General features: G+C 56.6%; 24 protein-coding genes and 1 pseudogene. 15 read left to right on the top strand and 10 right to left on the bottom strand.

Annotated elements, in window-relative coordinates; genetic code table 11:
* Positions 1–75 precede the first annotated feature (75 nt).
* From ACR3E0_RS16640 to ACR3E0_RS16615, 6 genes are all read left to right on the top strand, one after another.
* Entirely contained in the window at positions 76–591 is a 516-nt protein-coding gene (locus tag ACR3E0_RS16640; protein WP_480479963.1) for a MarR family winged helix-turn-helix transcriptional regulator, read from the top strand.
* A gap of 179 nt (positions 592–770) precedes the next feature.
* Positions 771–1634 (top strand): branched-chain amino acid ABC transporter permease, encoded by an 864-nt coding sequence (locus tag ACR3E0_RS16635; protein WP_480479962.1) that lies wholly within the window; start codon positions 771–773, stop codon positions 1632–1634.
* Positions 1631–2557 carry a branched-chain amino acid ABC transporter permease gene (locus ACR3E0_RS16630; RefSeq protein WP_480479961.1) on the top strand — a complete coding sequence of 309 codons (927 nt, stop codon included), beginning with the start codon at positions 1631–1633 and terminating at the stop codon, positions 2555–2557. Before ACR3E0_RS16635 ends, ACR3E0_RS16630 begins: the two co-directional genes overlap by 4 nt.
* Positions 2554–3327, top strand: coding sequence for an ABC transporter ATP-binding protein (locus ACR3E0_RS16625; RefSeq protein WP_480479960.1), 774 nt, complete (start codon positions 2554–2556; stop codon positions 3325–3327). Before ACR3E0_RS16630 ends, ACR3E0_RS16625 begins: the two co-directional genes overlap by 4 nt.
* Complete coding sequence (locus tag ACR3E0_RS16620) at positions 3317–4024, top strand: ABC transporter ATP-binding protein (protein ID WP_480479959.1); 708 nt, start codon at positions 3317–3319, stop codon at positions 4022–4024. Before ACR3E0_RS16625 ends, ACR3E0_RS16620 begins: the two co-directional genes overlap by 11 nt.
* Positions 4025–4050: 26 nt before the next feature.
* Positions 4051–5268: an ABC transporter substrate-binding protein gene (locus ACR3E0_RS16615; RefSeq protein WP_480479958.1), complete on the top strand. Its 1218-nt coding sequence runs from the start codon at positions 4051–4053 to the stop codon at positions 5266–5268.
* A gap of 96 nt (positions 5269–5364) precedes the next feature.
* On the opposite strand, the gene ACR3E0_RS16610 is transcribed toward ACR3E0_RS16615, so the two are convergent.
* The 6 genes from ACR3E0_RS16610 to ACR3E0_RS16585 form a co-directional block, all read right to left on the bottom strand.
* Positions 5365–5799 (bottom strand): hypothetical protein, encoded by a 435-nt coding sequence (locus ACR3E0_RS16610; RefSeq protein ID WP_480479957.1) that lies wholly within the window; start codon positions 5797–5799, stop codon positions 5365–5367.
* A 21-nt stretch (positions 5800–5820) separates the two neighbouring features.
* Positions 5821–7104 carry a TRAP transporter large permease gene (locus ACR3E0_RS16605; RefSeq protein ID WP_480479956.1) on the bottom strand — a complete coding sequence of 428 codons (1284 nt, stop codon included), beginning with the start codon at positions 7102–7104 and terminating at the stop codon, positions 5821–5823.
* Positions 7104–7700 carry a TRAP transporter small permease subunit gene (locus ACR3E0_RS16600; protein WP_480479955.1) on the bottom strand — a complete coding sequence of 199 codons (597 nt, stop codon included), beginning with the start codon at positions 7698–7700 and terminating at the stop codon, positions 7104–7106. The genes ACR3E0_RS16605 and ACR3E0_RS16600 overlap by 1 nt, the downstream gene beginning before the upstream one ends.
* A gap of 11 nt (positions 7701–7711) precedes the next feature.
* Positions 7712–8803 (bottom strand): TRAP transporter substrate-binding protein, encoded by a 1092-nt coding sequence (locus ACR3E0_RS16595; RefSeq protein ID WP_480479954.1) that lies wholly within the window; start codon positions 8801–8803, stop codon positions 7712–7714.
* Between the two features lie 80 nt (positions 8804–8883).
* Positions 8884–9672, bottom strand: coding sequence for a putative hydro-lyase (locus ACR3E0_RS16590; RefSeq protein WP_480479953.1), 789 nt, complete (start codon positions 9670–9672; stop codon positions 8884–8886).
* Positions 9669–10724: an Mrp/NBP35 family ATP-binding protein gene (locus ACR3E0_RS16585; RefSeq protein ID WP_480479952.1), complete on the bottom strand. Its 1056-nt coding sequence runs from the start codon at positions 10722–10724 to the stop codon at positions 9669–9671. Before ACR3E0_RS16585 ends, ACR3E0_RS16590 begins: the two co-directional genes overlap by 4 nt.
* Before the next feature lie 320 nt (positions 10725–11044).
* On the opposite strand from ACR3E0_RS16585, the pseudogene ACR3E0_RS16580 reads away from it, so the two are divergent.
* The 9 genes and pseudogenes from ACR3E0_RS16580 to ACR3E0_RS16540 form a co-directional block, all read left to right on the top strand.
* Positions 11045–11170: pseudogene (locus ACR3E0_RS16580) on the top strand (integrase core domain-containing protein); the annotation flags it as partial.
* Between the two features lie 95 nt (positions 11171–11265).
* Positions 11266–12546: an MFS transporter gene (locus ACR3E0_RS16575; protein WP_480479951.1), complete on the top strand. Its 1281-nt coding sequence runs from the start codon at positions 11266–11268 to the stop codon at positions 12544–12546.
* A 405-nt stretch (positions 12547–12951) separates the two neighbouring features.
* A complete protein-coding gene (locus ACR3E0_RS16570; RefSeq protein WP_480479950.1) occupies positions 12952–13428 on the top strand; it encodes a TRAP transporter small permease in 477 nt (158 codons plus the stop codon).
* Entirely contained in the window at positions 13421–14725 is a 1305-nt protein-coding gene (locus ACR3E0_RS16565; protein ID WP_480479949.1) for a TRAP transporter large permease, read from the top strand. Before ACR3E0_RS16570 ends, ACR3E0_RS16565 begins: the two co-directional genes overlap by 8 nt.
* Positions 14726–14751: 26 nt before the next feature.
* Positions 14752–15750 carry a TRAP transporter substrate-binding protein gene (locus ACR3E0_RS16560; RefSeq protein WP_480479948.1) on the top strand — a complete coding sequence of 333 codons (999 nt, stop codon included), beginning with the start codon at positions 14752–14754 and terminating at the stop codon, positions 15748–15750.
* A gap of 60 nt (positions 15751–15810) precedes the next feature.
* Positions 15811–16791 carry a VOC family protein gene (locus ACR3E0_RS16555; protein ID WP_480479947.1) on the top strand — a complete coding sequence of 327 codons (981 nt, stop codon included), beginning with the start codon at positions 15811–15813 and terminating at the stop codon, positions 16789–16791.
* A 3-nt stretch (positions 16792–16794) separates the two neighbouring features.
* Positions 16795–18297 (top strand): bifunctional 3-(3-hydroxy-phenyl)propionate/3-hydroxycinnamic acid hydroxylase MhpA, encoded by a 1503-nt coding sequence (gene mhpA, locus ACR3E0_RS16550; protein WP_480479946.1) that lies wholly within the window; start codon positions 16795–16797, stop codon positions 18295–18297.
* 3 nt (positions 18298–18300) lie between these two features.
* Positions 18301–19143 (top strand): fumarylacetoacetate hydrolase family protein, encoded by an 843-nt coding sequence (locus tag ACR3E0_RS16545; protein ID WP_480479945.1) that lies wholly within the window; start codon positions 18301–18303, stop codon positions 19141–19143.
* Positions 19144–19189: 46 nt separating this feature from the next.
* On the top strand, positions 19190–20002 hold the full coding sequence (locus ACR3E0_RS16540; RefSeq protein WP_480479944.1) for a DNA-binding transcriptional regulator: 813 nt from the start codon (positions 19190–19192) through the stop codon (positions 20000–20002).
* A 13-nt stretch (positions 20003–20015) separates the two neighbouring features.
* On the opposite strand, the gene ACR3E0_RS16535 is transcribed toward ACR3E0_RS16540, so the two are convergent.
* The 4 genes from ACR3E0_RS16535 to ACR3E0_RS16520 all read right to left on the bottom strand — a co-directional run bounded on the left by ACR3E0_RS16535 (position 20016) and on the right by ACR3E0_RS16520 (position 23100).
* Positions 20016–20210, bottom strand: a complete 195-nt coding sequence (locus ACR3E0_RS16535) for a hypothetical protein (RefSeq protein WP_480479943.1) — start codon at positions 20208–20210, stop codon at positions 20016–20018.
* Between the two features lie 202 nt (positions 20211–20412).
* On the bottom strand, positions 20413–21324 hold the full coding sequence (locus tag ACR3E0_RS16530) for a LysR family transcriptional regulator (RefSeq protein ID WP_480479942.1): 912 nt from the start codon (positions 21322–21324) through the stop codon (positions 20413–20415).
* Positions 21325–21328: 4 nt separating this feature from the next.
* Positions 21329–22609: a TRAP transporter large permease gene (locus ACR3E0_RS16525; RefSeq protein ID WP_480479941.1), complete on the bottom strand. Its 1281-nt coding sequence runs from the start codon at positions 22607–22609 to the stop codon at positions 21329–21331.
* Positions 22606–23100, bottom strand: coding sequence for a TRAP transporter small permease (locus tag ACR3E0_RS16520; protein ID WP_480479940.1), 495 nt, complete (start codon positions 23098–23100; stop codon positions 22606–22608). Before ACR3E0_RS16520 ends, ACR3E0_RS16525 begins: the two co-directional genes overlap by 4 nt.
* Positions 23101–23116 lie beyond the last annotated feature (16 nt).

Here is a 23116-nt window from a genome sequence, read left to right as displayed (position 1 = left end):
AGCGTCTAGACAAGGCTTAGATGCACATCGAATATAGCACACGTCCATTTGACACGGCCAAAGAGCGGGAATGAAATGAAAGAAGACAAAGACATCGCTTTGCGAGAAACGAAAAACAAATCGCTTAAGAACCGCAAGTTTCGTGAGCTTTGGAACCGTCCGGGATACCTGATCCGCAGGCTGCATCAAATTCATCTGGGACTGTTCGCGGAAGAATGCAAGGACGACGATGTAACGCCCGTACAGTTTGGCATGCTTTCAGTTTTGGCCAGCGGTGTTGAAATGGACCAACTTACCCTCTCGACCTCGGTCGGAGTTGATAGAGTCAGTGGTGCCGACGTAATCAAACGACTTGAACGGCGAGGTCTCCTGCAGAGGAACCGTTCAGAAATTGATAGGCGTGCCCGTGTGATTTGCATCACGCCAAAAGGCGCTGAATTCGTCGACAAAGTCCGCCCCAAAATGGCTCGGGCACAGGCCAAGCTGGTCGCACCGCTTACCGAAGAAGAGCTCGCGGAATTGGAGCGAATCTTGAAGAAACTGGTCGAAGCCAACAATGACGCCAGTCGCGCACCGCTTGGAGTCAGTTGAGATTAACTGAATTAATTCAAAGCATAACAGGCTCTACGACGAGGTTTCAGAAAAGCGTTTACGTTTGAAAAAAAACGTAGCATACTCCCTAAAAAGAATGGGAGGAACTCGCCTGTGAACAATAGCAAGCAACGTCGGAGCGCCGAACGCTTCGCAGCGAGCGATGGAGAGCGGGGTCAATGACACTCATCGCTCAGTATTTAGTAACGGGGGTCGTAACAGGGTGTTTCTTGATCCTCGCAACCATAGGCTTCTCGCTGACACGGCGTGTTGAGGGGTTTCTGAATATCGCGCATGCCGAGATGCTGGGTGTTTCGGCCTTCATTGCATGGGGCCTCAATACTCAGGCCGGGTGGCCCTTTTTGCCCGCCGCGATTGTTGCCATCGTTACAACCGCGTTCCTTGGGTTGTTCATAGGCCGCCTTGTTTATGATCCCATCAGAAATCTTGGACCCGCTGTCTTGCTTATCAGCTCTGTTGGTGTTGCTTACGTCATCGGCGGGGCCATTGACGCAATAGTGGGTACCGGAATCCGGTCACTCGATATCCCACTGGCCACGACATACAAATTCCTCGGCGTCAGGATAACCGACTACCAGATGATTGTTGTTGGTCTGGCCGCCTTGACCGGGATTTCCCTGGCTCTTTTCCTGAACAAGACAAAAACCGGGCTCGCAATCCGCGCGATGGCGGATAACCCCGCGCTGGCCGCGTCACGAGGCATTGATGTGCAAAAGACCTCGCGTGCGACGTGGCTGGTCGCATCAGGTTTGGCTGGACTGGCAGGCGTTATGCTGGCGATGATTGCAACACTGTCCACGGACATAGCGTTTCACCAAATCCTGCAGATCCTAGCTGTCGCCATTCTTGCAGGGCTGGGGTCGCTATACAGTGTGCTTCTGTCAGGCCTGATCGTAGGCGTGGCGATGGATATGTCCGTCTATTTCATACCGGCCGGATACCGACCCCTTATCGCTTTTGCCGTGGTGATTGTTGTTCTTCTGGTGCGCCCGGAAGGCCTTTCCGGAAGGAGTAAGTCATGAATTACGAACAACTCCTTCTGACCGTCCTGACATATGGGTGTCTCTATTCGGTCATGACCGTTTGCCTTAACCTGCAATATGCGCGTGGCGGTATGATCAATTTTGGGACCGTCGCCTATTTTGCAGCGGGCGCATATGCTTACGCCATTTTTACCCAGGAACCACCCAAAGGCCTTGACCAGTATCTCTTTGGCCTTAGTGCACCTTGGTGGATCGGTTTTATCGCAGCCGGAGTGGCCTCGCTGCTGTTTGCCATTGTCACGGGCTGGCCAACGCTGCGTCTCAGGGGCGAATATCTGGCATTGACGACCTTTGCCTTCGCCGAAGTGCTGCATTCTTTCCTGCTGAACGAACGACGTATCGGTAACGGCAGCGTTGGGCTTTCGAACGTCGACCGGCCTGATTTCTCGGTTATTGGTTTGTCTGAAAACTACGCCTTCATGTTGTTGGCTGTGCTGCTGTTGATACTGACATCCCTGTTGTGCCGTCGAATTCTGGCATCACCGTATGGACGGGCTGTTGACGCCGTGCGTGATGACGAGGTGGCCGCCGAGGCGGTTGGCAAGGATGTGCACCGCCTGCGTTTCGAAGTTTTTGTAATCTCGGCCATTCCGATTGGTTTTGCCGGAGCGCTTTACGCGATGATCACGACACTGGTCAGCCCGGACTTGTTTACCGCCGAAGTAACGTTCTTTGTCTGGATCGCGCTGGTTCTTGGCGGAGAGCATACGATCAAAGGTGTCATCTTGGGCACGCTTGCTTTGGTCACGTTTGAAGAGGTCGTGCGCTCGCTGCATTTCGAAACCGTGCGCGCCGCCGAGATCGCAGCTTCGGTCGAGCATATGATGACCGGTGTAATCTTTGTCATGATCTTGCGCTGGCAACCCTTCACCCGATTTGCCAAGAAAGGAGCTGAAGCATGAGTTCTGATCTGCTTGTTGTTGAGAACCTGCGGAAACAGTTTGGCGGCCTCAAGGCGGTTGGTGGTGACAGCGGACTGAGTTTTTCGGTCAAGGAAGGCTCCTTTGTAGGCTTGATCGGTCCGAACGGGGCAGGGAAGTCGACGACGTTCAACCTGATTTCAGGCGTTCTGGAGCCAACCGCGGGTCGAGTGACGCTTGCCGGAACGGATCTAGCGAATGTGCGTTCATCTGACATCGCGTCACTGGGCCTCGGCCGCACGTTTCAAACGCCACGTGCGTTCATGTCGTTGAGCGTACTCGACAACGTTTTGGTAGGCGCAAGATCATCCGGCGAAGACCTGCGTTCCGTGCTGTTTGGCGGTTGGCGAAGCAGCGAGCCGGCATTGGTCGAAAAGGCCAAGGCCGCGCTGGCCAGAGTCGGGCTTGAAGATCGCGTGGCTGAAACCGTATCCAATTTGTCCGGCGGAGAGTTGCGGATGCTTGAGGTTGCACGCCAACTGATCCGCGACCCAAAGATCCTATTGCTCGACGAACCCACAGCCGGGGTTGACCCGAGCCTTCAAGGCAAGCTGAGCAGGATTCTGGTTGACCTGCACAAAGAAGGGCGCACTTTGATCGTCGTCGAGCACAATCTGCATTTTTTGTTCAGCATCGCAGACCAGGTCATTGTGCTGCAGCAGGGTGAACTTCTGTCCAGTGGTACACCGCAGGAAATCAAGACCGATCCCAAAGTGGTCGCGGCCTATTTGGGAGACGAACATGCAGCTTGAAGTCAAAGGTCTGAAATCCGGCTACGGAAAGGTTCAGATACTGCATGGTATCGATCTCAAGGTGCCTGCGGGCAAGATTACCACTGTCCTGGGTGCAAACGGAGCGGGCAAAAGCACGTTGATGAAGACCATCGCAGGGCATCTGCCGGTGATGGAAGGCGAAATTGTCCATAACGGTCAGCACCTCAATGGTATCAGCCCACTGCACGTTTGTATGGCCGGTGTCGGCCTGGTGCCTCAGGATGCCAATGTGTTTGCTGAGTTGTCGGTACGCGATAACCTGCAAGCCTCTGCTGCAGCGTTTGAAGGCGCCGGCGAAAGGATCACAGAAGTCCTGAAGAGGTTCCCTATTTTGCAGGAACGCTCCAATCAACTGGCGTCGACGTTATCCGGTGGTGAGCGTCAAACTCTTGCGATTGCAACTGCCCTTGTTGCCGGGCCAGACATTCTTTTGCTGGATGAACCTACGGCAGGTTTGGCTCCTATATTCGTGGATCGCATTGTTGGCTGGGTCGAAGAACTCGCCCAGGATGGCACGGGTATTGCGTGGGTGGTTGAGCAAAACCCGGAGAAAATCCTCGCGATATCCGAAGACGCCTATGTCCTGGATGCAGGACGGGTCACGGATGTCCTCAAAAGCCAAACTCTTCTCGAACCGGGCCGTCTGGAAGAGATCTTATTACAGGTCCACGCCTAGGGAAAATTCACAACATGGAGGTGAACATGAAACTTAAGCCAAAACGTAGTATGCTCCTCAAAGGGCTAATCGCATCGACTGCACTGGTCGCCACGTCCATGGTTGCCGCTGCAGGAGAGGTCACCGTCGGAGTACTGGTTCCGCTGACCGGTGAACTTGGCGAGTTCGGGAAAATTGTGGCTGGCGGTGTCGAACTGGGTGCGAACGAGATCAATGCGGCGGGTGGTACAAGCTGCGGAAGTATTCGATTGGTCGTTGCCGATACGGGCGGCAACCCCGAAGTTGGCATTCGCGAAGCATCAAAGATGATTGAATCGGAAAATGCGGTTGCGATCCTTGGCCCGACATCCGGGGTCATGGTGGCGCTGGTTGATTTGGCGAAACGGACCAAGACGGTAACGATGTCCCCCTATGCGGGCACGATCACTCTGAATGAACTCGGTGGCGACTACGTGTATCGCACCGTTTCATCGGATCTGGGTGACGGGGCGGCCTCGGGCCTGTGGCTGAAGGACAAAGGCTACAAAAGCGTGGCCTTCCTGGTCCAAAACGAGGAATCGACCATTTCACCTGCTCAAGTTGCCCGGACAACCTTGGAAGAGGCGGGTATCGAACTGACCGATTTCATTATCTACAACCCCGGGCAACCGTCTTATCAGGCCGAACTGATTTCGGTTCTGGCCAATGAACCTGACGCTATCTATTTGGCCGGGGGTCAGGAATCGGGTGTTACCGTGATCAAAGAAGCCACATCAGGCGGCTTTGAAGGTGAATGGTTGTTTACAGCTGACCTGGCAGTGCCCGAAATCTTCGATGCAGCCGGAGCCGACCTTTTGAATGGCCGCGCCTATGTCGAATTCGCCGACGCCGATAATTCACTGCCTGAGTATAAGGCATTCGAAGCTCTGCATCAGGAGAAGGCCGGTGGGGATCCAGGGCCGTTTGCTGCCAACTCGTTCGACATGATCAATCTGGTTGCTTTGTCATTGGAAGCCAGCGGGGTGTGTTCCGGCGAAGGCATCAACTCTGTCATTCGTGATGTTGCCGAAGGCGGCGAGACGGTTTCGTCATTTGCCGAAGGCAAAGCGGCGTTGGCTGAAGGCAAGGACATCAATTATGAAGGTGCGTCCGGTCCCCTAGTGTTCGATCCCAGCGGCACCGTAGCCGGTGCCTACACCATTCAGAAGGCTGAAGGTGGCGAGTGGGTTAGCGAAAAGTTCTATCCCGCAAGCGCCTTTGAATAAGGAATAACACTCCCCTTGAACTGCCCCGGTGATCCTTCGCCGGGGCTTTTTTTGTCGTTTGCATGTTTCGTGTCTGCGTGAGGGTGAAGTTGCCGGCTAAGTGTTCAAACCGCGGCCAATTGCGAACAATACAATCGCCCCAACCGCCATGAAGGTTGCCAGAACCTGAATCCAATTGAAGCTCTCGCGGAATAACACGACCCCAACAAAGATCGAGACCGTGAAAATGGACGATACGGCCACAAGCGAGTATTGAGAGGCTCCAAATTGGGTGTGGAGCAGATAGAACCCGATGAAGGTGATGAAGACGCCAAGCCCACTCAACACCATATACGGCCAAGCCACTCCGATGAATGCATGGTCGAATTCTGTCCGCATCGCATAGGCGGCGATGCTGCACCAGGCCAGGGCTGATGCCAGTGTCCCAGCCGAAAACAGAAACTGATTGTGCGCGGGGGGTGACGCACGCTGGCAGTAAATGAAGATCGCATTGCCGAGAGAGGCGACAAAGGCCAACAGAAGGGGCTTCATGGGATGTCGGCTTTCCTATGGTCAGTAGAATTGGGCGGGCAAGAACAAGGCAATCTGTGGGAAAGCCATCAGAATGCCCATCATGACCAGAAGCGCCGCAACGAATGGGAGCGCACCCAGTATGACGTCATCAACCTTCCCGCTGCCCCTGACACCCTGAATAACATAGAGGTTGAGCCCTACGGGCGGCGTGATCAGTGCGGTTTCTATCAACAACATCAGCAAAATCCCGAACCAGACCGGGTCGTATCCCAGCGAGAACACAACCGGTGCCACAATCGGAATGGTGGTGATCATCAGAGTCAGCGTTTCCAGAAACAGCCCCAGCACCAGATACAGCAGGATAATCATCAACAGCGCCACCGCAGGCGGGTAGTCCAGATCGGATACAAACTGGCCTACTGTCTGGGGTAACCCCATTGAGGCAAGAACGAGGTTCAGGAAAAACGCAGCAACGATGATCAACATGATCATGGCGGTTGTTTGCATCGCCCCTTCCAGAGACTCCCTTAAGACCTGCCAACTCAACCGTCGACGCGAGGCTGCCAGGATCAGAGAACTCAGGACGCCAAGGGCGGCGGATTCGGTCGGTGTTGCAAATCCGGAATAGATTGATCCGATGACGATCACGAAGATCAGGGCTGGCGGGATAAGGTCGGGCAGCGTCCTGAAGCGATCGCGCCAGTTGTAGGAGATTTTTGTGCCTCCCATGCCCGGTTTGTAGAGACAGGCAATCAGCACGGTTGCTCCGAACAGCATCGCCAGCAACACACCTGGCACAATCCCCGCCAAGTAGAGCTCTGGGATCGAGGTGTCGGTCAGCGCACCGTAGATGATGATATTGATGGAAGGTGGGATCAAAATCCCCAGGGTTCCACCCGAGGCGAGTGTCCCCAGAAACAGACGTCGATTGTACTTCTTCTCATCCATTTGGGGAATTGCGACTGTTCCGATGGTTGCGGCTGTTGCCACTGTAGACCCGGAAATCGCGGCAAATGACGCACAAGCGCCAATGTTTGAATGCATTAGGCCACCCGGAAGCCACGAAAGCCACGTAGAGACCGATTGATAGACCGAAGCAGCAATGCCAGAGCGCAACAGCAACTCACCCATCAGAATGAATAAGGGGATCGCGACCAGCAAAAATTCGGTCGAAGAAGACCAGGCAATTTCTCCCATTCCTTTGTAGAGTGGTAGAAAGGCATAAACCCAGTCCAGAATGAGCCCGAGGATACCCAGTGCCGCGGCAACGGGCAGAGAAAGTGCAACCAGCACAATTAGAAGGATCAGCGAAACCTTGAGCATTAGTGTTCCTTCGACGGCAGAGAAGAGATCGAGGTTTCTGCTGCAAGCTCTTCGTCGGTGGTTCGACTGCCAACCAAAGCGTGAACTTTCACCCTGTCGCCCCTTATCAAGGCTGAAATCGACAGCAGAGAGAGAAGCGTGCAGGTGGACGAGAACAACAACAGGCCTAACAACCACAACAGTTGCGGGATCCAGAGCGGTGTGCCCAGTGTTGTGTTAGATCGGGCGTCGAGCTCAATCGTATCCAGGACGACCTGAAAACAAAAATAAGTCAGGACAACTGCGAACACTGTGAGGCTGAGGATACTCAGACAGTCCAAGTACGGGCGAGCTTTGGCCGGAAGGCGCGTGTATAGCGCGTCAATCCTAACATGCGCGCGTCTCAATACAGTGAAACTCAGAGCCCATGAAAAACAGATGGCCAACGCGTATCCCGACAACTCATCCGCACCCCCGGTAGAGATCCTGAAAAATTTTCGCAGCAGGACTTCCGCGCTGATCAGGAACGTAACGGCAAGTACGCTTATGCCTCCGATCCAGATAGCGAGGCGGGAAACCGCCTCGCTCAGCCTGAGAGCTTTGTCTAGAACCTCCATGAGTGAAGTCTTTATTTGACTGGTGCCGTCAAATCTAACACTTCCCCGGCTGTTTCGTTCCAGGCGGCGGCGCAGTCTGATCCGCAACGCTCGGCCCATCTCGGGACGACGACTTCGTTCATGATCGCTCTGATCTTCTCGTAGTCATCATCCTGAACAGGAATGAGCGTCATCGCTGCAACATTTCCGTCTACACAGTCGCCGCCGGTGTTACACGATACGCCATCATTTGTTTCGGATCTCCCAGACTCCCAGGCTCGATCCTCCCACGCAGCAAGCTCGGTGGTCATGAGGTCTCGAACCGAAGGATCTAAACCGTCCCAAAAGTCCTTATTCGCCGCGACAAAGGTGATCGCCCAGCTGATCGGCAAAGGATAAAGATGGCTGCTTGCTTGATGCCACTTGGCCAGGTTGCCGCTCAGAGCGCCGGTGATGGCACAATCAACAACACCTTTCTCCAGGGCCGGGACAACCTCTCCGAAGGCCATTCCGACGGCGGTCCCACCCAATGCTTCGATCATGTCGCCCTGAGATCGACCGGACGCCCGGACTTTCAAACCAGCGAAATCTTCAATACTTGCGATCGGCTGTCTGCAATAGGCAATCTGTGCGTGATAGGGGATAATTGCTAACAGCTTTACGCCGTACTGTTCTTCGAAAACCTGCTCCAGTACCGGTTTGTACGCATCGGAAACAGCATGCGCCTGATCAATGCCCCGCGTGATGCCAGCCAAATCCACTGCCTCAGCTTCGGGGATTTCTCCACCCACGTAGCTCAGCAAAGTAGCACTGATTTCCAAGACGCCATTTCTCAACAGTCTCAGGATTTCATCACCCTTTAGACCCATTTCGGTGAACGGCTGCACATTGACCGTTATGGCCCCGCCTGACGCTTCGCTGAGTTCCTGGCTCCAGAACGGGTTTTCAACCTTCTTGAACAGGGACAAATTGCCCCAAGTTCCGACATAGTTGATCTCTGTTTCTGGGTAGTCTTCGGCATGCGCGGAAACCGTCATGGCTACGGCGGCAAGCGCAGTTGCGCCAATCAGACACTTGAACTTCTTAGCTACCGTCATGGTTGCTCTCCTTGTTGGTCTGTACACCGTTTGTAGGTCACGGTGAATGTAAGTAGTATACTACTTTATTTGAGTGAGTCCACAATTTGAAGCAGTCCCGCTGGATTCTAACCCAGCCCAGGAACGACGAGATCGCTGTCTTCTGCTAGTTCTGTGATCAACATCGAGCCGGGACGGTGCGTGATGGCAATCGGAGGTTTCGCTGTGCGAACCGCCACGTGTGACGTCACCCCACACGCCCAAAACACCGGGGTTTCGTCCGCTTCAATACGCACAGGGTCTCCCCAATTGGGAACCGAGATGTCATCAATTCCCAGCTCTCCCGGATTTCCTATATGAACAGGCGCCCCATGAGAATGCGGAAAGCGGGATGAAATTTGCACGGCAAGGTCAATCTGTTCGGTCGGGATAGGGCGCATGCTCACGACCAACTTCCCTCCAAAGACCTCGTTTGGAATTGTTTCTACATTGGTCTGAAACATGGGCACAGTTGACTTGTACTGTATGTGACGCATACCAATTCCAGCCGAGGCCAGAGCATTTTCGAAACTGTGGGAGCATCCTAGCGCGAAGGCTACCATGTCGTCGCTCCAGTAGTCGGAAATCGACGTCTCTTCTGTTTCAAACTCACCATCACGATAGACGTAGTACCCAGCAACATCCGTTCGGATGTCTATGCTTGATCCAGCTTCCGAGAGCATTGGCTCGCCTCTGCCGCCCATGGCGAGAAGAGGGCAAGGTTTAGGATTTAAGAAGCAGAATTCTGCAAAGGGTTCAGCAAAGTCGGCCGGAAGGATAACAACATTCGCCTGAAGGTATCCCGGACAGAGGCCTGCGGTCGAACCAGTATGCGTTCCCGCACGAATTAACTGTCTCGTTTGCGAACAATCGGTCACTGTGGGTGGATCTCCTTGCGGATGAATATTTCGCTCAGTAGATTGCGCGCCACTGCTGTGAACGGCGCGTCGCCTGGCCGCCCCGAAATACAGCCGGAATTCATCGCCCCGGAGTCCGCGGCTGCCATCAGTGCTGGGTCGAGCGGGATTGATCCCAGGAAAGGGACCGAGTGCTTCTGTGCCTCTTTTTTAGCGCCGCCACGCCCAAAGATATCTGATTTTTTACCACAGTGGGGGCACTCGAAACCGCTCATGTTTTCTACGATGCCAAGAATAGGAACGTCTATTCGATTGAAGAGCGAAATTGCCTTCCTGGCATCCGCCAATGCTATGTCTTGAGGCGTCGAGACGACAACGGCTCCGGCCAATTGGGCATTCTGCGCCAGGGTTAACTGGACATCGCCAGTGCCAGGAGGGAGATCAACAATAAGAACTTCAATGTCACCCCAATCTGTTTCCAGCAACATCTTTTTGAGTGCTCTAACAAGCATTGGGCCACGCCACATGACCGCTGTCTCAGGATCGATCATGTAACCGATCGACAGCGTTGGGAGGTCATCAACCACCACTGGTTTCAACTGTGAGTTTTCGAATTGAGTCCTGTCTTCTTCGGCACCCAGCATCTTGGGCACGGAAGGGCCGTAAATGTCGGCATCCAACAGGCCTACGCGAAGGCCCAGATCTTTTAGCGCCAGTGTCAATCCGGTCGACAACGTGGACTTGCCTACTCCGCCTTTTCCCGACCCAACGGCCAAAACCAACGGCCCGGTTTTCTTTGCCGCGGCGTGATCCCGAGGCGATGAGCGAGACAATGCGACGTTCACTTTTTTCAGACCGGTGCGCAGCTCGATTTGCTTCAAGATGGCTGCTTCCACCTTCGCAACGTCATCAATGGTGTGAGGAAGGTCACTGACTACGACGGAGAGTCCGCCAACTCCCACTTCAATCACGTCCACTTTGGTTGGAATGCTGTGACCATCTTCCTCCCCAAGATCCAAAAAAGGCACAAGCGCCGATTGAGCTGCGGAAGCGACGGCTTGAATGTCGATCATAATGGTTACCGCCTCAATGGTACGACAGGCGATGCAAGCCTTCGGAGATCCGGCGTCGTTGCTCTTCTTCACAGGACTTGCAGTTTGAGTTGAATGTTCTGCCGGTTGCTTTGCATTCGTCGCAGGCTTCCGGAGGCCCCGCCATCCATTTGCACAATTGGACAATGCCGTGCCAAAGCTTAGTCACTGTTCGTCCTCCTCCACCATCTTGATATCGCATTTAGGTAGTATACTACGTGTTATGAAGATTTGCAATCTGCCGTTTGCGGTAGGTGGGAAAGGGGGAAGTGTGCTCGCGACCTGATTCGTGCAAAAAGGACTTCCTGAACGGCGAAATCTTCTACAGCCTGCGCGAGGCGCAAATCCTGATCGAAGAATGGAGGAAACACTGCAACACGAAACGTCCCCATAGTGCTGTGGGCTACCGCCCACCAGCCCCGGAAACCATCCTGCAGATGGACCAAACGCCGATCATGCACTAACACTCAAGTGGGGCTGATCACTCTTTGCGTTCGAGGCCCCAATTGCAATGATGGTGATCATGCCTGCTGACATCGAATTTTCCTTCCACCAACTGACCCGCGTCGCTCAACGGCACATTCGAGTTTTTCAGATACAGCAGTTTCTGGACCGCTTTGCGATGGGTTTGACGGTGGCCGTCGTGGCACTGGCTTTGATCGACCGTGATATGGACCTGTTCCAGATTTCGCTACTGTTTGGCGTTTATTCAGTCACGACCATGGCGATGGAACTGCCATTCGGCGGGCTAGCCGACAACATCGGGCGCAAGCCCGTCTTCCTGTCAGCGGTCGTGGCCAGCCTGATCTCTCTGGTTATCTTTCTGTCGTCCAGCAATTTCTATGTTTTGGCTCTTTCATTCGCGTTCATTGGTTTCGGACGCGCTTTGCGCTCGGGAACGCTCGACGCATGGTTCGTTGAGAACTTCAAGGTCATGGCCCCGAACGTTGACATTCAACCTGCGCTTGCCAAAGCCCAATGGGCGAACGCCATGGGACTGGCTTTCGGTGCAATTTGCGGGGGCCTGTTGCCTGACGCCTTTGGTGATGTCGCGGTCCACCTTGGGTTCAGCGTTTATGATACTTCCTATGTCGCAAGCCTGATCATGATGACTCTGTTGTTTTTCTTTACTCTTGTCGCCATCAGGGAAGAGCCACGCCCGCTGAACCCTAAGGCCCTCAGGCAAGGCTTCACGAGCGTACCTGCGGTGATAAAGGAAGCCGGTCTCCTTGCCCTAAAACATCCCACACTGTCGATGCTTCTGCTTGCCTTGGCGCTGATTCTTATGGCAACGAACCCGGTCGAAGTGTTCTGGCCTACCCACGTTAAGGGAATGCTGGACGAAGGCTACGCCAACACTACAATTGGTGTCCTGACGGCAGCGTATTTTTTCTCAATCGCGTTTGGTGTGGCGCTGTCTCCCCGCATCAATCGGATGTTCAAACGCCAAAATGCTGTCTCGCTTTGCGTAGCGTCTGCGTGTCTGTCAGCCCTCCAAATCGCATTGGCGTTTCAGGGCGGCATTATCGGATTCGTTGGCGTGTTCATTCTTTTTTCTGTTGTCCTTGGCTCTACGGAAACGCCAGCCAGTAGCATTCTTCATTCGTGTGTCGAGAACCATCAGCGTTCTACAATGCTATCACTACGCTCTCTCGTGCAGCAGCTAGGCGCAGCCATTGGTCTGATAGCCGTTGGCGGCCTTGCGGAAAGCTACTCGCTGCCTATCGCTTGGATAGGAGGTGCCGGTTTCCTCATAATCGCCGTGTTGTTGATGGGCTTGCTGGCCAAGAGACTAAGGCGCTGAGGTCGATAGTTGTCGTTTGTTCATCGCGTAGCATTCGACACATTGGGCACATTCCCGACCTTTGTCGCAACGGTGACATTGCTCCCTAAATGCCAAGGGCTTGATGCTGCTGAGCGCGGCAGTACAGCCTGAGCCAGCGGCGCAGCTCACACAGATTGGGACTAGCATCTGTGCCTTTCGATGCGATCCGCCTGCTCAAGTTCGCATAGGCCCGGGCCAATGCGCATCCAATAGAGCAACTCTGAAGAGGCCACCACTTGTCCACCTGGTGGACAGCGCCGTCAACGATGCTACCTGCTCCTCGGATTTGCTTTTACCCAGTTCCGACGCTGTCAGCATAGCCTGGGGAGGAGCCGACATGCCGCATCATTCCCGTCAGGGAGTCCACTTTTCAGGATCTCGCGAATGACGCTTGGGCCATGGGCAAAGGTGTCGCTAATTCTGGCCGCCGCGTGTTTTCTGTTCGGAGCAGGTGTCACGGTCATTGATGTGGTGTTGCGCGCAGTTGCAGATCGCAATCTGCCGGGTGTGATCGAGATGACGACGCTGTGGATCGGGTTGGGGGCCGCCTTGTCGATGCCGGTCTGCTACCTGAATGACACCCATGTCACGGCACGGCTGCTCAGCGAACTTCGCCCGACCCTGTTCCGGCGTCCCCTCAGCGTGATTGGCGCAGTTTTTGCTTTGGTTTTTGCTGCGATCATGGCTGCTCTTATCGGCAATTTTGCCTCGGGCAAACTGGGAGGACCTGAAACCACCTCTGATCTGCAAATCAGGATGGATGTGTTATTGGTGATCGCCTTTTTGACCTTTGGCGCCGCGTGTTTTGCCGCGCTGGCGCGTGTTTATCAGGTTCTCTTTCGGGACCGCACCAATGGCTGACGGATTACTCCTCGGAGGCCTTGGGTTTGCCGCAGCCATCTTCCTGATCCTTGTCGAGGTTCCGGTTGCGGTGGCCATGGGGCTCGTCGGTCTCATAGGCTGCGCCCTGATCCTGGGCTTGGACGCGACGCTCGTGGTTGGTGCGACCACGACATGGGATTCGCTCACCAATTACACGCTGACGATGCTGCCGCTCTTTGTACTGATGGGAAATCTTGCGGCGCATAGCCAACTGTCATCGCGGCTTTACTCTGCCATGCGCGCGTTGATCGGCCACCGCCGGGGTGGGCTGGCTCTGGCCACCATCGGTGCCTCGGCCGGGTTCGGAATGATCTCTGGGTCGTCCCTGGCAACCACAGCTACAATGGGTCGGATCGCGCTGCCGGAGATGCGTACCGGTGGTTACTCGGACAGCCTTTCGTCGGGAACGATTGCTGCGGGCGGGACACTCGGCATTCTCATCCCGCCTTCGACGATCCTCGTGATCTACGCTTTCCTTGCCGAACAATCGATCCGGCAGCTTCTGTTGGCAACGGCCGGACCCATCATCCTCGCTGTCCTCCTCTACGCTTTGGCGGTCTGGCTTCCGATCCGGTTGGGATGGTCCGATGCCCCACGCCGCGACCGCGCCAGCCCCGAGGAGCGCATGGGCGCGCTCAAAGAGCTTGCCCCACCCGTCGGCGTCTTTGGGTTGATCATGGGTGGGCTCTATACCGGCTATTTCACCGCCAACGAGACCGCTGCCGTCGGCGTCGCCGTCGTGCTGACCTATGGGATCCTGTCGCGCAGGTTGTCGTTCAAGGGCTTCCTGGCGGCCGCAATCGACACCGCTGTCACCTGCGGGGCGCTCTATCTGGTTCTAATTGCGGCCAATATCTTCAACTTCTTCCTTGCCTTGTCCGGGCTGCCTTTCTCGCTGACCTCACTCTTCTCGGGCATCCTGGACCAGCCGCTTCTGGTCATCCTGTTGATGAGCCTGGTTTACATCCTGCTTGGAACGCTGATGGACAGTCTGGCCATGCTGCTTCTGACGGTACCTCTCTTTGTGCCGGTGGCACAGGCTGCGGGGATTGACCTGATCTGGTTCGGAATCTTTGCCGTGATGGTGGTCGAGATGGGGCTGATCACCCCGCCGGTTGGCATGAACCTCTTCGTACTCAAGGCGACAAATCCTGACATCCCGATGACAACGCTCTGGCGCGGTGTGACGCCGTTTGTCTTGGCCGATGCCCTGCGTATCGGCCTGCTCGTTGCCTTCCCCATGCTGGCCCTGTGGCTGCCACAGGTCGCACTTTGAATGTCTGCAAACAGGAGGAAACGCATATGACATTCCTATTCCGTCAAACATTGGTTGCCGCCACGGCGCTGACGCTGTTCATCGCAGCCGCTGAGGCCCGGGAACTCAGGGTCTCCAGCTTTGAGCCGCAACAAGGTTTCTTCTCGCAAACCTTGCAGGCTTGGATCGACGAAATCTCGCCGCAGCTTTCCGATCAGACCTCGCTGCAGCTGTATCCGGGCGCTATCCTGGGCGCGCCTCCGGCGCAGGCAGATCTGGTGCGCGCCGGTGCGGCGGACATCGCGTTTGTGGTCCCGACCTACACCGCCGGTCTGTTCCCGATGACATCGGTCGCAGAAATTCCTGGTCTGATCGACGATAGCGCCACAGGCACGGAGATCCTCAACACCCTTTTGGAGGAGGGCGCTCTTGCGGAGGAGTATGCCGATTTCCAGGTGCTGGCCCTGTTCAGCACGCCGGGGTATCGGGTGTTTTCGAAGGATGGGGTTAGCGCACCTGAAGATATGGCTGGCCTGCGCTTGCGATCGCCCTCGGCCTTTGGCGCCAACGTCTTGGAAATGATGGGCGCGTCAGGTGTGCCGATCCCGGCCCCACAGGTCTATGAAAATGTGGAGCGCAACGTGGTCGCAGGTGCGGCCTGGACGATGGATGCCTACCGCACCTTCCGGCTGAACGAGGTCGCGCCAAACATCACCGGTACACGGCTGATAGCAAGCCCCTTGGCGATCCTGATGAACCGCGCCGCCTACGATGCGCTGCCGGAGGCGGATCGCGCGGTCTTCGAGGCGCAAACAGGTCGGGTTCTGGCCGAGTCCATCGCGCAGCGGATCGATACAACCGAAGCGGCCATCGAAGCCGATATGCGGGCAACTGGCGAAGTCACATTCATTGATCTTGATGATGCCGCGTCGGCAGCTTGGGCGTCGGCTCTGTCCGGGGCGGCTGATGCCTGGTTGTCAGGGCAGGACAGCGCTGCGGCAGAGTCGGTTTTGAACCGTGCGCGCGAAATTGCCGCCGGCAATTGACACAATGGGCTGGAACCGCCGTCGCGTGCGGGTCCGGCCTTTTCAAAAGGGAGACATGGTATGGCGATATGTGCCCTGGGCTATCTTGGGATCCGTTCCGACAAGCTGGCCGACTGGTCCGATTTCGCGGGCAAGCTGCTGGGGATGATGCCGATCGACCGCGCATCGACGGCACTGGCTTTTCGGATGGATGACCGCATGCAGAGGCTGCTGGTCTCTGATGAACCCGGCGACACGCTGGCCTTCATGGGCTGGGAAGTGGCCGCTGCAGATGATCTTGAGATCTATGCCGCCCGGCTGGAACAGGCGGGTGTTGCGGTGCATCAGGGCAGCCACGCGCTGGCGGATCGTCGCTTTGTCGAGGCGCTGATCTGGTTCGAGGATCCCATGGGAAACCGCATCGAACTGGTCTGGAACCCGATGATTGCATCCGATCCATTTGTCCCCGGGCGCCCGATCGCCGGGTTCCATACAGGGCCGCTGGGTATGGGGCATGCGGTGCTGCATGTCCGAGATATCGAGGTGATGCTGCCGTTCTACCGCGACCTGCTCGATTTCAAGGTTTCGGATTACGGGTTGTCGCCCTATGGGCTCTACTTCTTTCACGTGAACGGACGGCATCACAGCTTTGCCATGGTTGGATCGGGGCAGATGGGCTTTCACCATTTCATGGTGGAGTTTCAGAACCTCGATGATGTCGGGCAAGGGTTCGATCTGGCGCAGCTAGAAGAAGGCCGTGTGGCCTACACGCTGGGTCGTCATACCAACGATTACATGACCTCCTACTACACCCATTCCCCCTCGGGGTTCTTCGTCGAGAATGGCTGGGGCGGCCGGGTCATCGACCCGGCAAGCTGGGAGCCGCACGAAACCACTGTCGGTCCCAGCTTCTGGGGGCATGAAAGGCTCTATCTCCCCGAGGATGGCGGGCGCAAAACCCTACGTGACATGCGCCTGAAAGCCGCCGCAGAGGGGCGCCGCGCGCCGCCGATTATCGATTGCCCCTGGCTCTACAATGAAATCGCAAAAGAGATGGCCTGAGATATGCCCGATCCAAAAGACATTGAACACTATGACGTCGTGATTGTTGGTCTGGGACCCGTCGGGGCCACATTGGCCCATTTGCTGGGGTCCTTGGGGGTGCGGACGCTGATCCTTGATCGCGAAGCCGCGGCTTATCATCTGCCTCGCGCGGTGCATTTCGACGATGAAACCATGCGGGTGTTTCAGTGGATCGGCGTCGCCGAGGAACTGGTACCGATGCTGCGGATCAATCCCGGCATGCGGTTTGTGGATGCCGAAGGGACGCTGTTACTGGATTGGCCCCGTCCGCAAAAAGAAAGCGCTTTGGGATGGCACCCAAGCTGGCGGTTTCATCAGCCGGATCTGGAAAAGATCCTCCGCAAACGCCTCGCTGAACGAGAGTGCGTAACGATCCGCAACCGGTGCGACGCGTTTATGGTCGAAGATACGGGCAGCCAAGTCTCACTGCGCTACGAGGACATGGCAAAGGGCAAGATCCGTCATGTCGAGGCGCAATATGTGATCGGGTGCGATGGTGCGCGGTCCCTGATCCGCCGGTTCATCGAAACCGAGATGCGGGATTTGGGGTTTCACGAACGCTGGTTGGTTGTCGATGTCTTGCTGAACAAGGACAAACCCGAACTTGGCGACCACTCGATCCAATACTGCAACCTTTCGCGTCCGGCGACCTATGTGCGCAGCCCGGGTCTGCGCCGCCGCTGGGAAATCGCGGTCTTGCCTGACGAAGACAGCACCGCCATCACCGATGAGGCGCGGGTTTGGGATCTCCTGTCGCGCTGGATCACGCCCGAGGAGGCCGAACTGGAACGCAGCGCGGTCTATACCTTCCATTCACTGATTGCCGAGGACTGGAGGCGCGGGCGCCTGTTGATCGCTGGAGACGCGGCGCATCAGACCCCGCCCTTTATGGGGCAAGGCATGTGCGCCGGCATTCGCGACGTGGCCAATCTGGCTTGGAAACTGGCAGACGTCATCAGTGGCCGTGCCTCCGATGATCTGTTGGACAGCTATCAGTCCGAGCGTGGCCCGAACACGGCGGAATTCATCGAAACAGCAGTTCGGCTCGGCCGGTTGATCAACGCAGCCGACAGCGAAAGCGCCTTGCGCGCGGCGGTTCAAAGATCGGACGGGACAGTGGAAATGAAATCGCTTTATCCCCCGCTTGGGCCAGGGATCAGCAAAGGACCGCATGCAGGTCAGCAATTTGGCCAGCCACGCTTGCCTGATGGATCGCGCATGGATGACAAATTCGGATACGCGCCGGTGATCCTGGCTGACCAAGCTCTGGTGGAGGGGTTTGAACCCCCTGCTGGTGTGGGGGTTCTGACGTCGCAAGAGGCCCCCGAAGTGGCGCAGCATCTTCAGGCTTTCGGCACAGGTGCGGTTCTGCTCCGTCCAGATCGCTACATCCTTGGGTCGGCAGAAACGGCAGAGGCGCTGCGCGCTTTGCCGAAGCTTTTGCCGACACAATGCACTGACCAGAGACACTCAGAAAAGGCGTAAATTATGAAACTATGTTCGTTTCGGACCGATGGCAGGTCCTCTTATGGTATTGTAACCGACGACGGCATTGTCGATCTTGGGCGCCGCTCCAGCGCCCCGACCTTGCGCGATTTCCTTGCTGCGGGTGAAATCGACAAACTTGCCGAGATTGCTCTGGAACCTGCAGATTTTGACTTTGATGCCGTGGAGCATGATCCGGTCATCCCAAATCCCGACAAGATCATTTGCGTCGGGCTGAACTACCACGACCACATCACTGAGACAGGGCGCGAGGAAACACCAAACCCGGTCCTGTTCGCCCGGTTTCCGGGCAGCCAGATCGGACATAATGCGCCGCTGATCAAACCCCTGGAATCTGACAAGTTTGACTATGAGGGCGAGTTGGCCGTGATCATCGGGCAAGAGTGCCGCCGGGTCTCCGAAGACGACGCGCTCAACGTCATCGCCGGCTATGCCTGCTACAATGATGGATCGGTGCGGGATTGGCAGAAACACACACACCAGTTCATGCCCGGCAAAACCTTTGCCAATACAGGCCCGTTCGGCCCCTGGATGGTAACAGCCGACGAAATCCCCGACCCGTCAAAACTGCGTCTGCAGACCCGGCTGAACGGAGAGGTGATGCAAGACACCACAACCGACCTCCTGATCGCGTCGGTCCCGCGCCTGATCGCCTATTGCTCAACCATTCTGCCGTTGCTGCCTGGCGATGTGATCGTTTCGGGTACGCCTGGGGGCGTTGGTGCACGTCGCAACCCGCCAGTCTTTATGAAAGACGGCGATATCTGCGAGGTGGAAATCTCGGGCATTGGTGTCCTGCGCAACACGGTGCGGGCAGAAACCTGACCGTGTCGAGATTGCGCGGTCGGTCCGCGCGTGCGACGGTATAGCTATGCCGATCGGACGCGCCACAGATAGCAGGGCTGCCCATTCTGTCCGCGCTCTGACGCGCGGGCTGGACGTTCTGCGCTACGTCAACGAGACCGGGGCTTGCAAGGCGGCTGAGATCGCACGCGCGCTCGATATCCCGCGCCCCACGATTTACCGCCTGTTGGAAACGCTGGAACAGGAAGGCTACGTCGCCTTCTCGCCAACCTCGGCGCGTGTGCGCGTGACGCGTCTTGCAGCCTCTCTCGGGGATGGGTTTGGTGCGACATCCGAGCTGTGCCAGATCACGGGACCGCTTTTTTCCGCGTTCTCAGAGCAGATCGTCTGGCCCTTGGATCTGACAGTCTATGAAAACAACGCCATGGTCATTCAGGAAACGACCCATAGCCGCAATCCGCTGTCTATCGACGGCGGGATGACGGGGTATCGCCTGCCGATGCTCAGGACCTCTGCCGGGCGCTGCTATCTTGCATTCTGCCCGCCCGAAGAGCGTGAGATCATCATCCGACATCTGCGCCGTATCGACGATCCGGAAGACGTGCTCTTTTTGCAGGACCAACACCTCGAAACCACGCTGAACGAGGTCAGGGAAAACCGGTTTGGCGCCCGATTTGGCCCCGAGTTTCGCCCGAAAACCTCCTCCATTGCAGTGCCTGTGATGTCGGATGACCGTATCGTTGGATGTGTGTCGGTCATCTGGACCCGTGCCGCAATGGACAAGACCGAAGCGATCAGTACCTTGGTGCCACCTCTGACCGATCTCTCGAAAGAGATTGCCAATCGGCTTGATCCTAACCCCTGGGCGGGCGATCGGTGAGGTCTTTCACAATCTAGACAGCAACGGGTGTTTGGAACGTGTTCACGATGAAGACCAGCGTGGCGTAAAAGCCCACGGTTGTTATCAGGTCCAGAACATCCTCTTTGCCGACCAGATCGACCAGATGCGTCATGGTGTCTGCGGAGAGCTTCGCTTCGTTCAACAATTCGTCAACCGCACCGGTCAGAATTGCGTCCTCTCGTTTCATTGCCTCGAGCGTTCCTCGAAACGTGTTGTAGGGCATCAGCATCCATGGAACAGATTACATTGATTGCTTAACAACGTGCGTTGCGCACAGCTGTACTGCTGGGCCCGCTATGTGCTTGCCGAGCGAGTAGTGTGCCTAATCCTGCTATGGCTCAAACGACATCCGCCGGACTGTTTCACAGCGTCCAACTTCGTGCCTTCGCTCAGCCGCTTACCTCCTTAAAAACGTCGGATACGACTTTACGAAGCCATCTTTGTCCAGGTTCTCGTTCAGTTCGCAGATCCCAACAAAGATCGAAAGAAAAGACCACCTCTTCCAGCGGCAATGGAGTCGCGCGCAGTTTCTCGAGCCGCGGATCGAGCGAAAACAGGCGGCGCGGGGCGATTGCGATCAGGTCGGATTGGGCAACAATATCGGGAATTTCAAACCAGCTCGCCACAGTCATCGACATGCGGCGTTTCAATCCCCGGGCGGCAAGCGCGTCTTCGATGACCGTTGTGCCGGTCGCCGATTGCGACAGCTTCACGTGAGGCAGCTCTGCATAGAGCTCAGCCGTCATCGGCTCGCCTGCGCGCGGATGATCCCTGCGCATCAGCACGACGATTTCGTCGGCCAAAAGGCGTTGTGAGCGAACAATCTCGGGTTGCAGCCGCCCCGGCGTCAAGCGGACCTGCATGTCAACGCGATCCCATACGCTTTCGGGCGAGATTGAGAAAGGCAGAATGTCCACGGAGACACCCGGTGCCTCGACCTGCAGCCGCTCGGCGAGCCGGGGCAGGAGGAAACCCGACACGTAGTCGGCGACCTGCATCGTAAAGACCCGCTCGGCTTCGGCGGGCACAAACTGATGCTGGAGTGAGATCGCCGTAGAGATGAAACCAAGCCCGCGCTCGATGTCGGTGTTGAGCTCCAGTGCACGGTCTGTGGGGCTGACACCATCGGCGGTTCGGTAGAACAGTTCGTCGTTGAGCATAACCCGTAAACGTGCAAGCGCATGACTGACCGCGGAAGGAGAGAGTCCGATCTCATCGGCCGCACCCGCGATCGAACCGCGATTCATGATGGCGCGGAAGATGACCAGAAGGTTCAAATCGAAGTTGCGCAGGTTCACCATGGATTTACCGAACCAGATTGACAATTGAAAGCGTCACCTGCGGTACGAAGGCCACCAGCAACAGAACCCCGATCATCACCCCAAGCATTGGAAACAAAGGACGGGCAATCTGGCCGATCCTTAGTCCGCTGATGGCTGCACCGACAAAGATGGTGTAGCCGAACGGCGGAGTGGCCATTCCGATGGTGAAGTTGATCGCCACCATCGCGCCGAACTGCACCGGGTCCATTCCCAATTGCTCTCCGATGGGAACCAGAAACGAGGCAAGGATGATCATCGCGGCAAGGTTATCCATCACACAGCCGATTACAAGCAAGAGCAGGTTGATCATAAGTACGTAGAGCACTGGCGTATCGGCAAAGCCTTCGAGCGTCTGAGTGACCTGACCGGGGATGCGCTCAAATGCCATGACCCAACCGAAGCCGTTGGCAAGCGCAATGATAAACATCACGATGGTCATGGTCTTGAGCGAGCCGAGGGTTGCGGGGACAATGTTCGTCAGGTTCAGTTCGCGATATACGCCAAAGCCGAGAACGAGCGCGAACACGGTGGCGACGATGGCAGCCTCGGTCGGTGTGACAATTCCGCCGTAGATACCCCCCAGTACGATCACTGGTCCAAGGAGCGCCCATCGCGCGGCATTGAAGGCCGCCCAGACCTCGGCCCGGCTGGCCTTGGGCTGCGGTGCGATCCGATTCCGACGGGCATGCAACCAGCAAAGACCCATGAGACCGAGGGCCAGAAGGGCACCGGGCACAACACCCGCCAGAAAAAGCTGGCTGATCGAGGTTTCCGACATGACGCCCCAGACAACCATCGGGATCGACGGTGGCAACATCGGCCCTATGATCCCGCCCGCAACCGCCAGGGCCGTGGCAAAAGGGCGTGAGTAGCCGCGCTCTTCCATTTCGGGAATCATGATTGCGCCGATAGCGGCAGTGGTCGCGGGTGCAGACCCAGATAGCGCCGCGAAGAAGGCAGCTGCAAGCACAGCGACCATACCGAGCCCGCCCGTCCGGTGCCGCACCAGCACGTCGGCAAATCCAACAAGACGGCGAGAAATCCCGCCCGCCGTCATCAGGTCGCCAGCCAGGATGAAGAACGGGATGGCTAACAGCGAGAAGGATTGCGTCCCCGAAACCATACGCTGTGCAAAGATTACCATGTCGATATCGGCCGCCCAAAGCGCGCCGATCGTTGCTAACCCGATGGCAAAGGCCAGTGGCACGCGCAGGAGCAGCATCAGCGGCAGGCCGAGTGTCAGTACAAGGAGCGTGGCGTTCATTCGATCACCTCCTCGCGCGGGTCTGGCGAGATAAATCGCGCCACGCCGTGAAGAACGAAGAGCGCGCCACAAACGGGAACAGAGAGATACAGAACCTCAATCGGGATCTGCAACGCGGCCGTTTTCTGGCCGGCTGTGCGCCCCACATAGGCGATACCCGCCGTCAGTGTGACCCATCCGAAGAGAATCGCCAGCGCCGCGACCCAGCGATCCGCCCAGTAATTCAGACGTTCAAAGCGCGTCGGTATCGACTGGATCGCCACATGGAACCCCTCACGAAGGCCAACAGTAGCGTAGAGGAGGACCAGCCAAGCGAAGAGGATGATCGCCAGTTCTTCGGTCCAGCTTGGTGGAGCGCCGAGGAAATAGCGCATAGTGACCTGCATCACGAGAAGACCCAGCACAATGAAGATCAACGCGACGCAGAGATAGGCCACGAGCCACGAGATGATGCGGCTCGTGGCTGAGATCGGGTCGGTGATCCTGCGCAAGCGACCGGGTCCTCTG

It is taken from the genome of Ruegeria sp. AJ12, assembly GCF_056536245.1.
The sequence above is the reverse complement of the archived record's forward strand: the minus strand, read 5'-3'. Positions and strand labels throughout refer to the sequence as shown.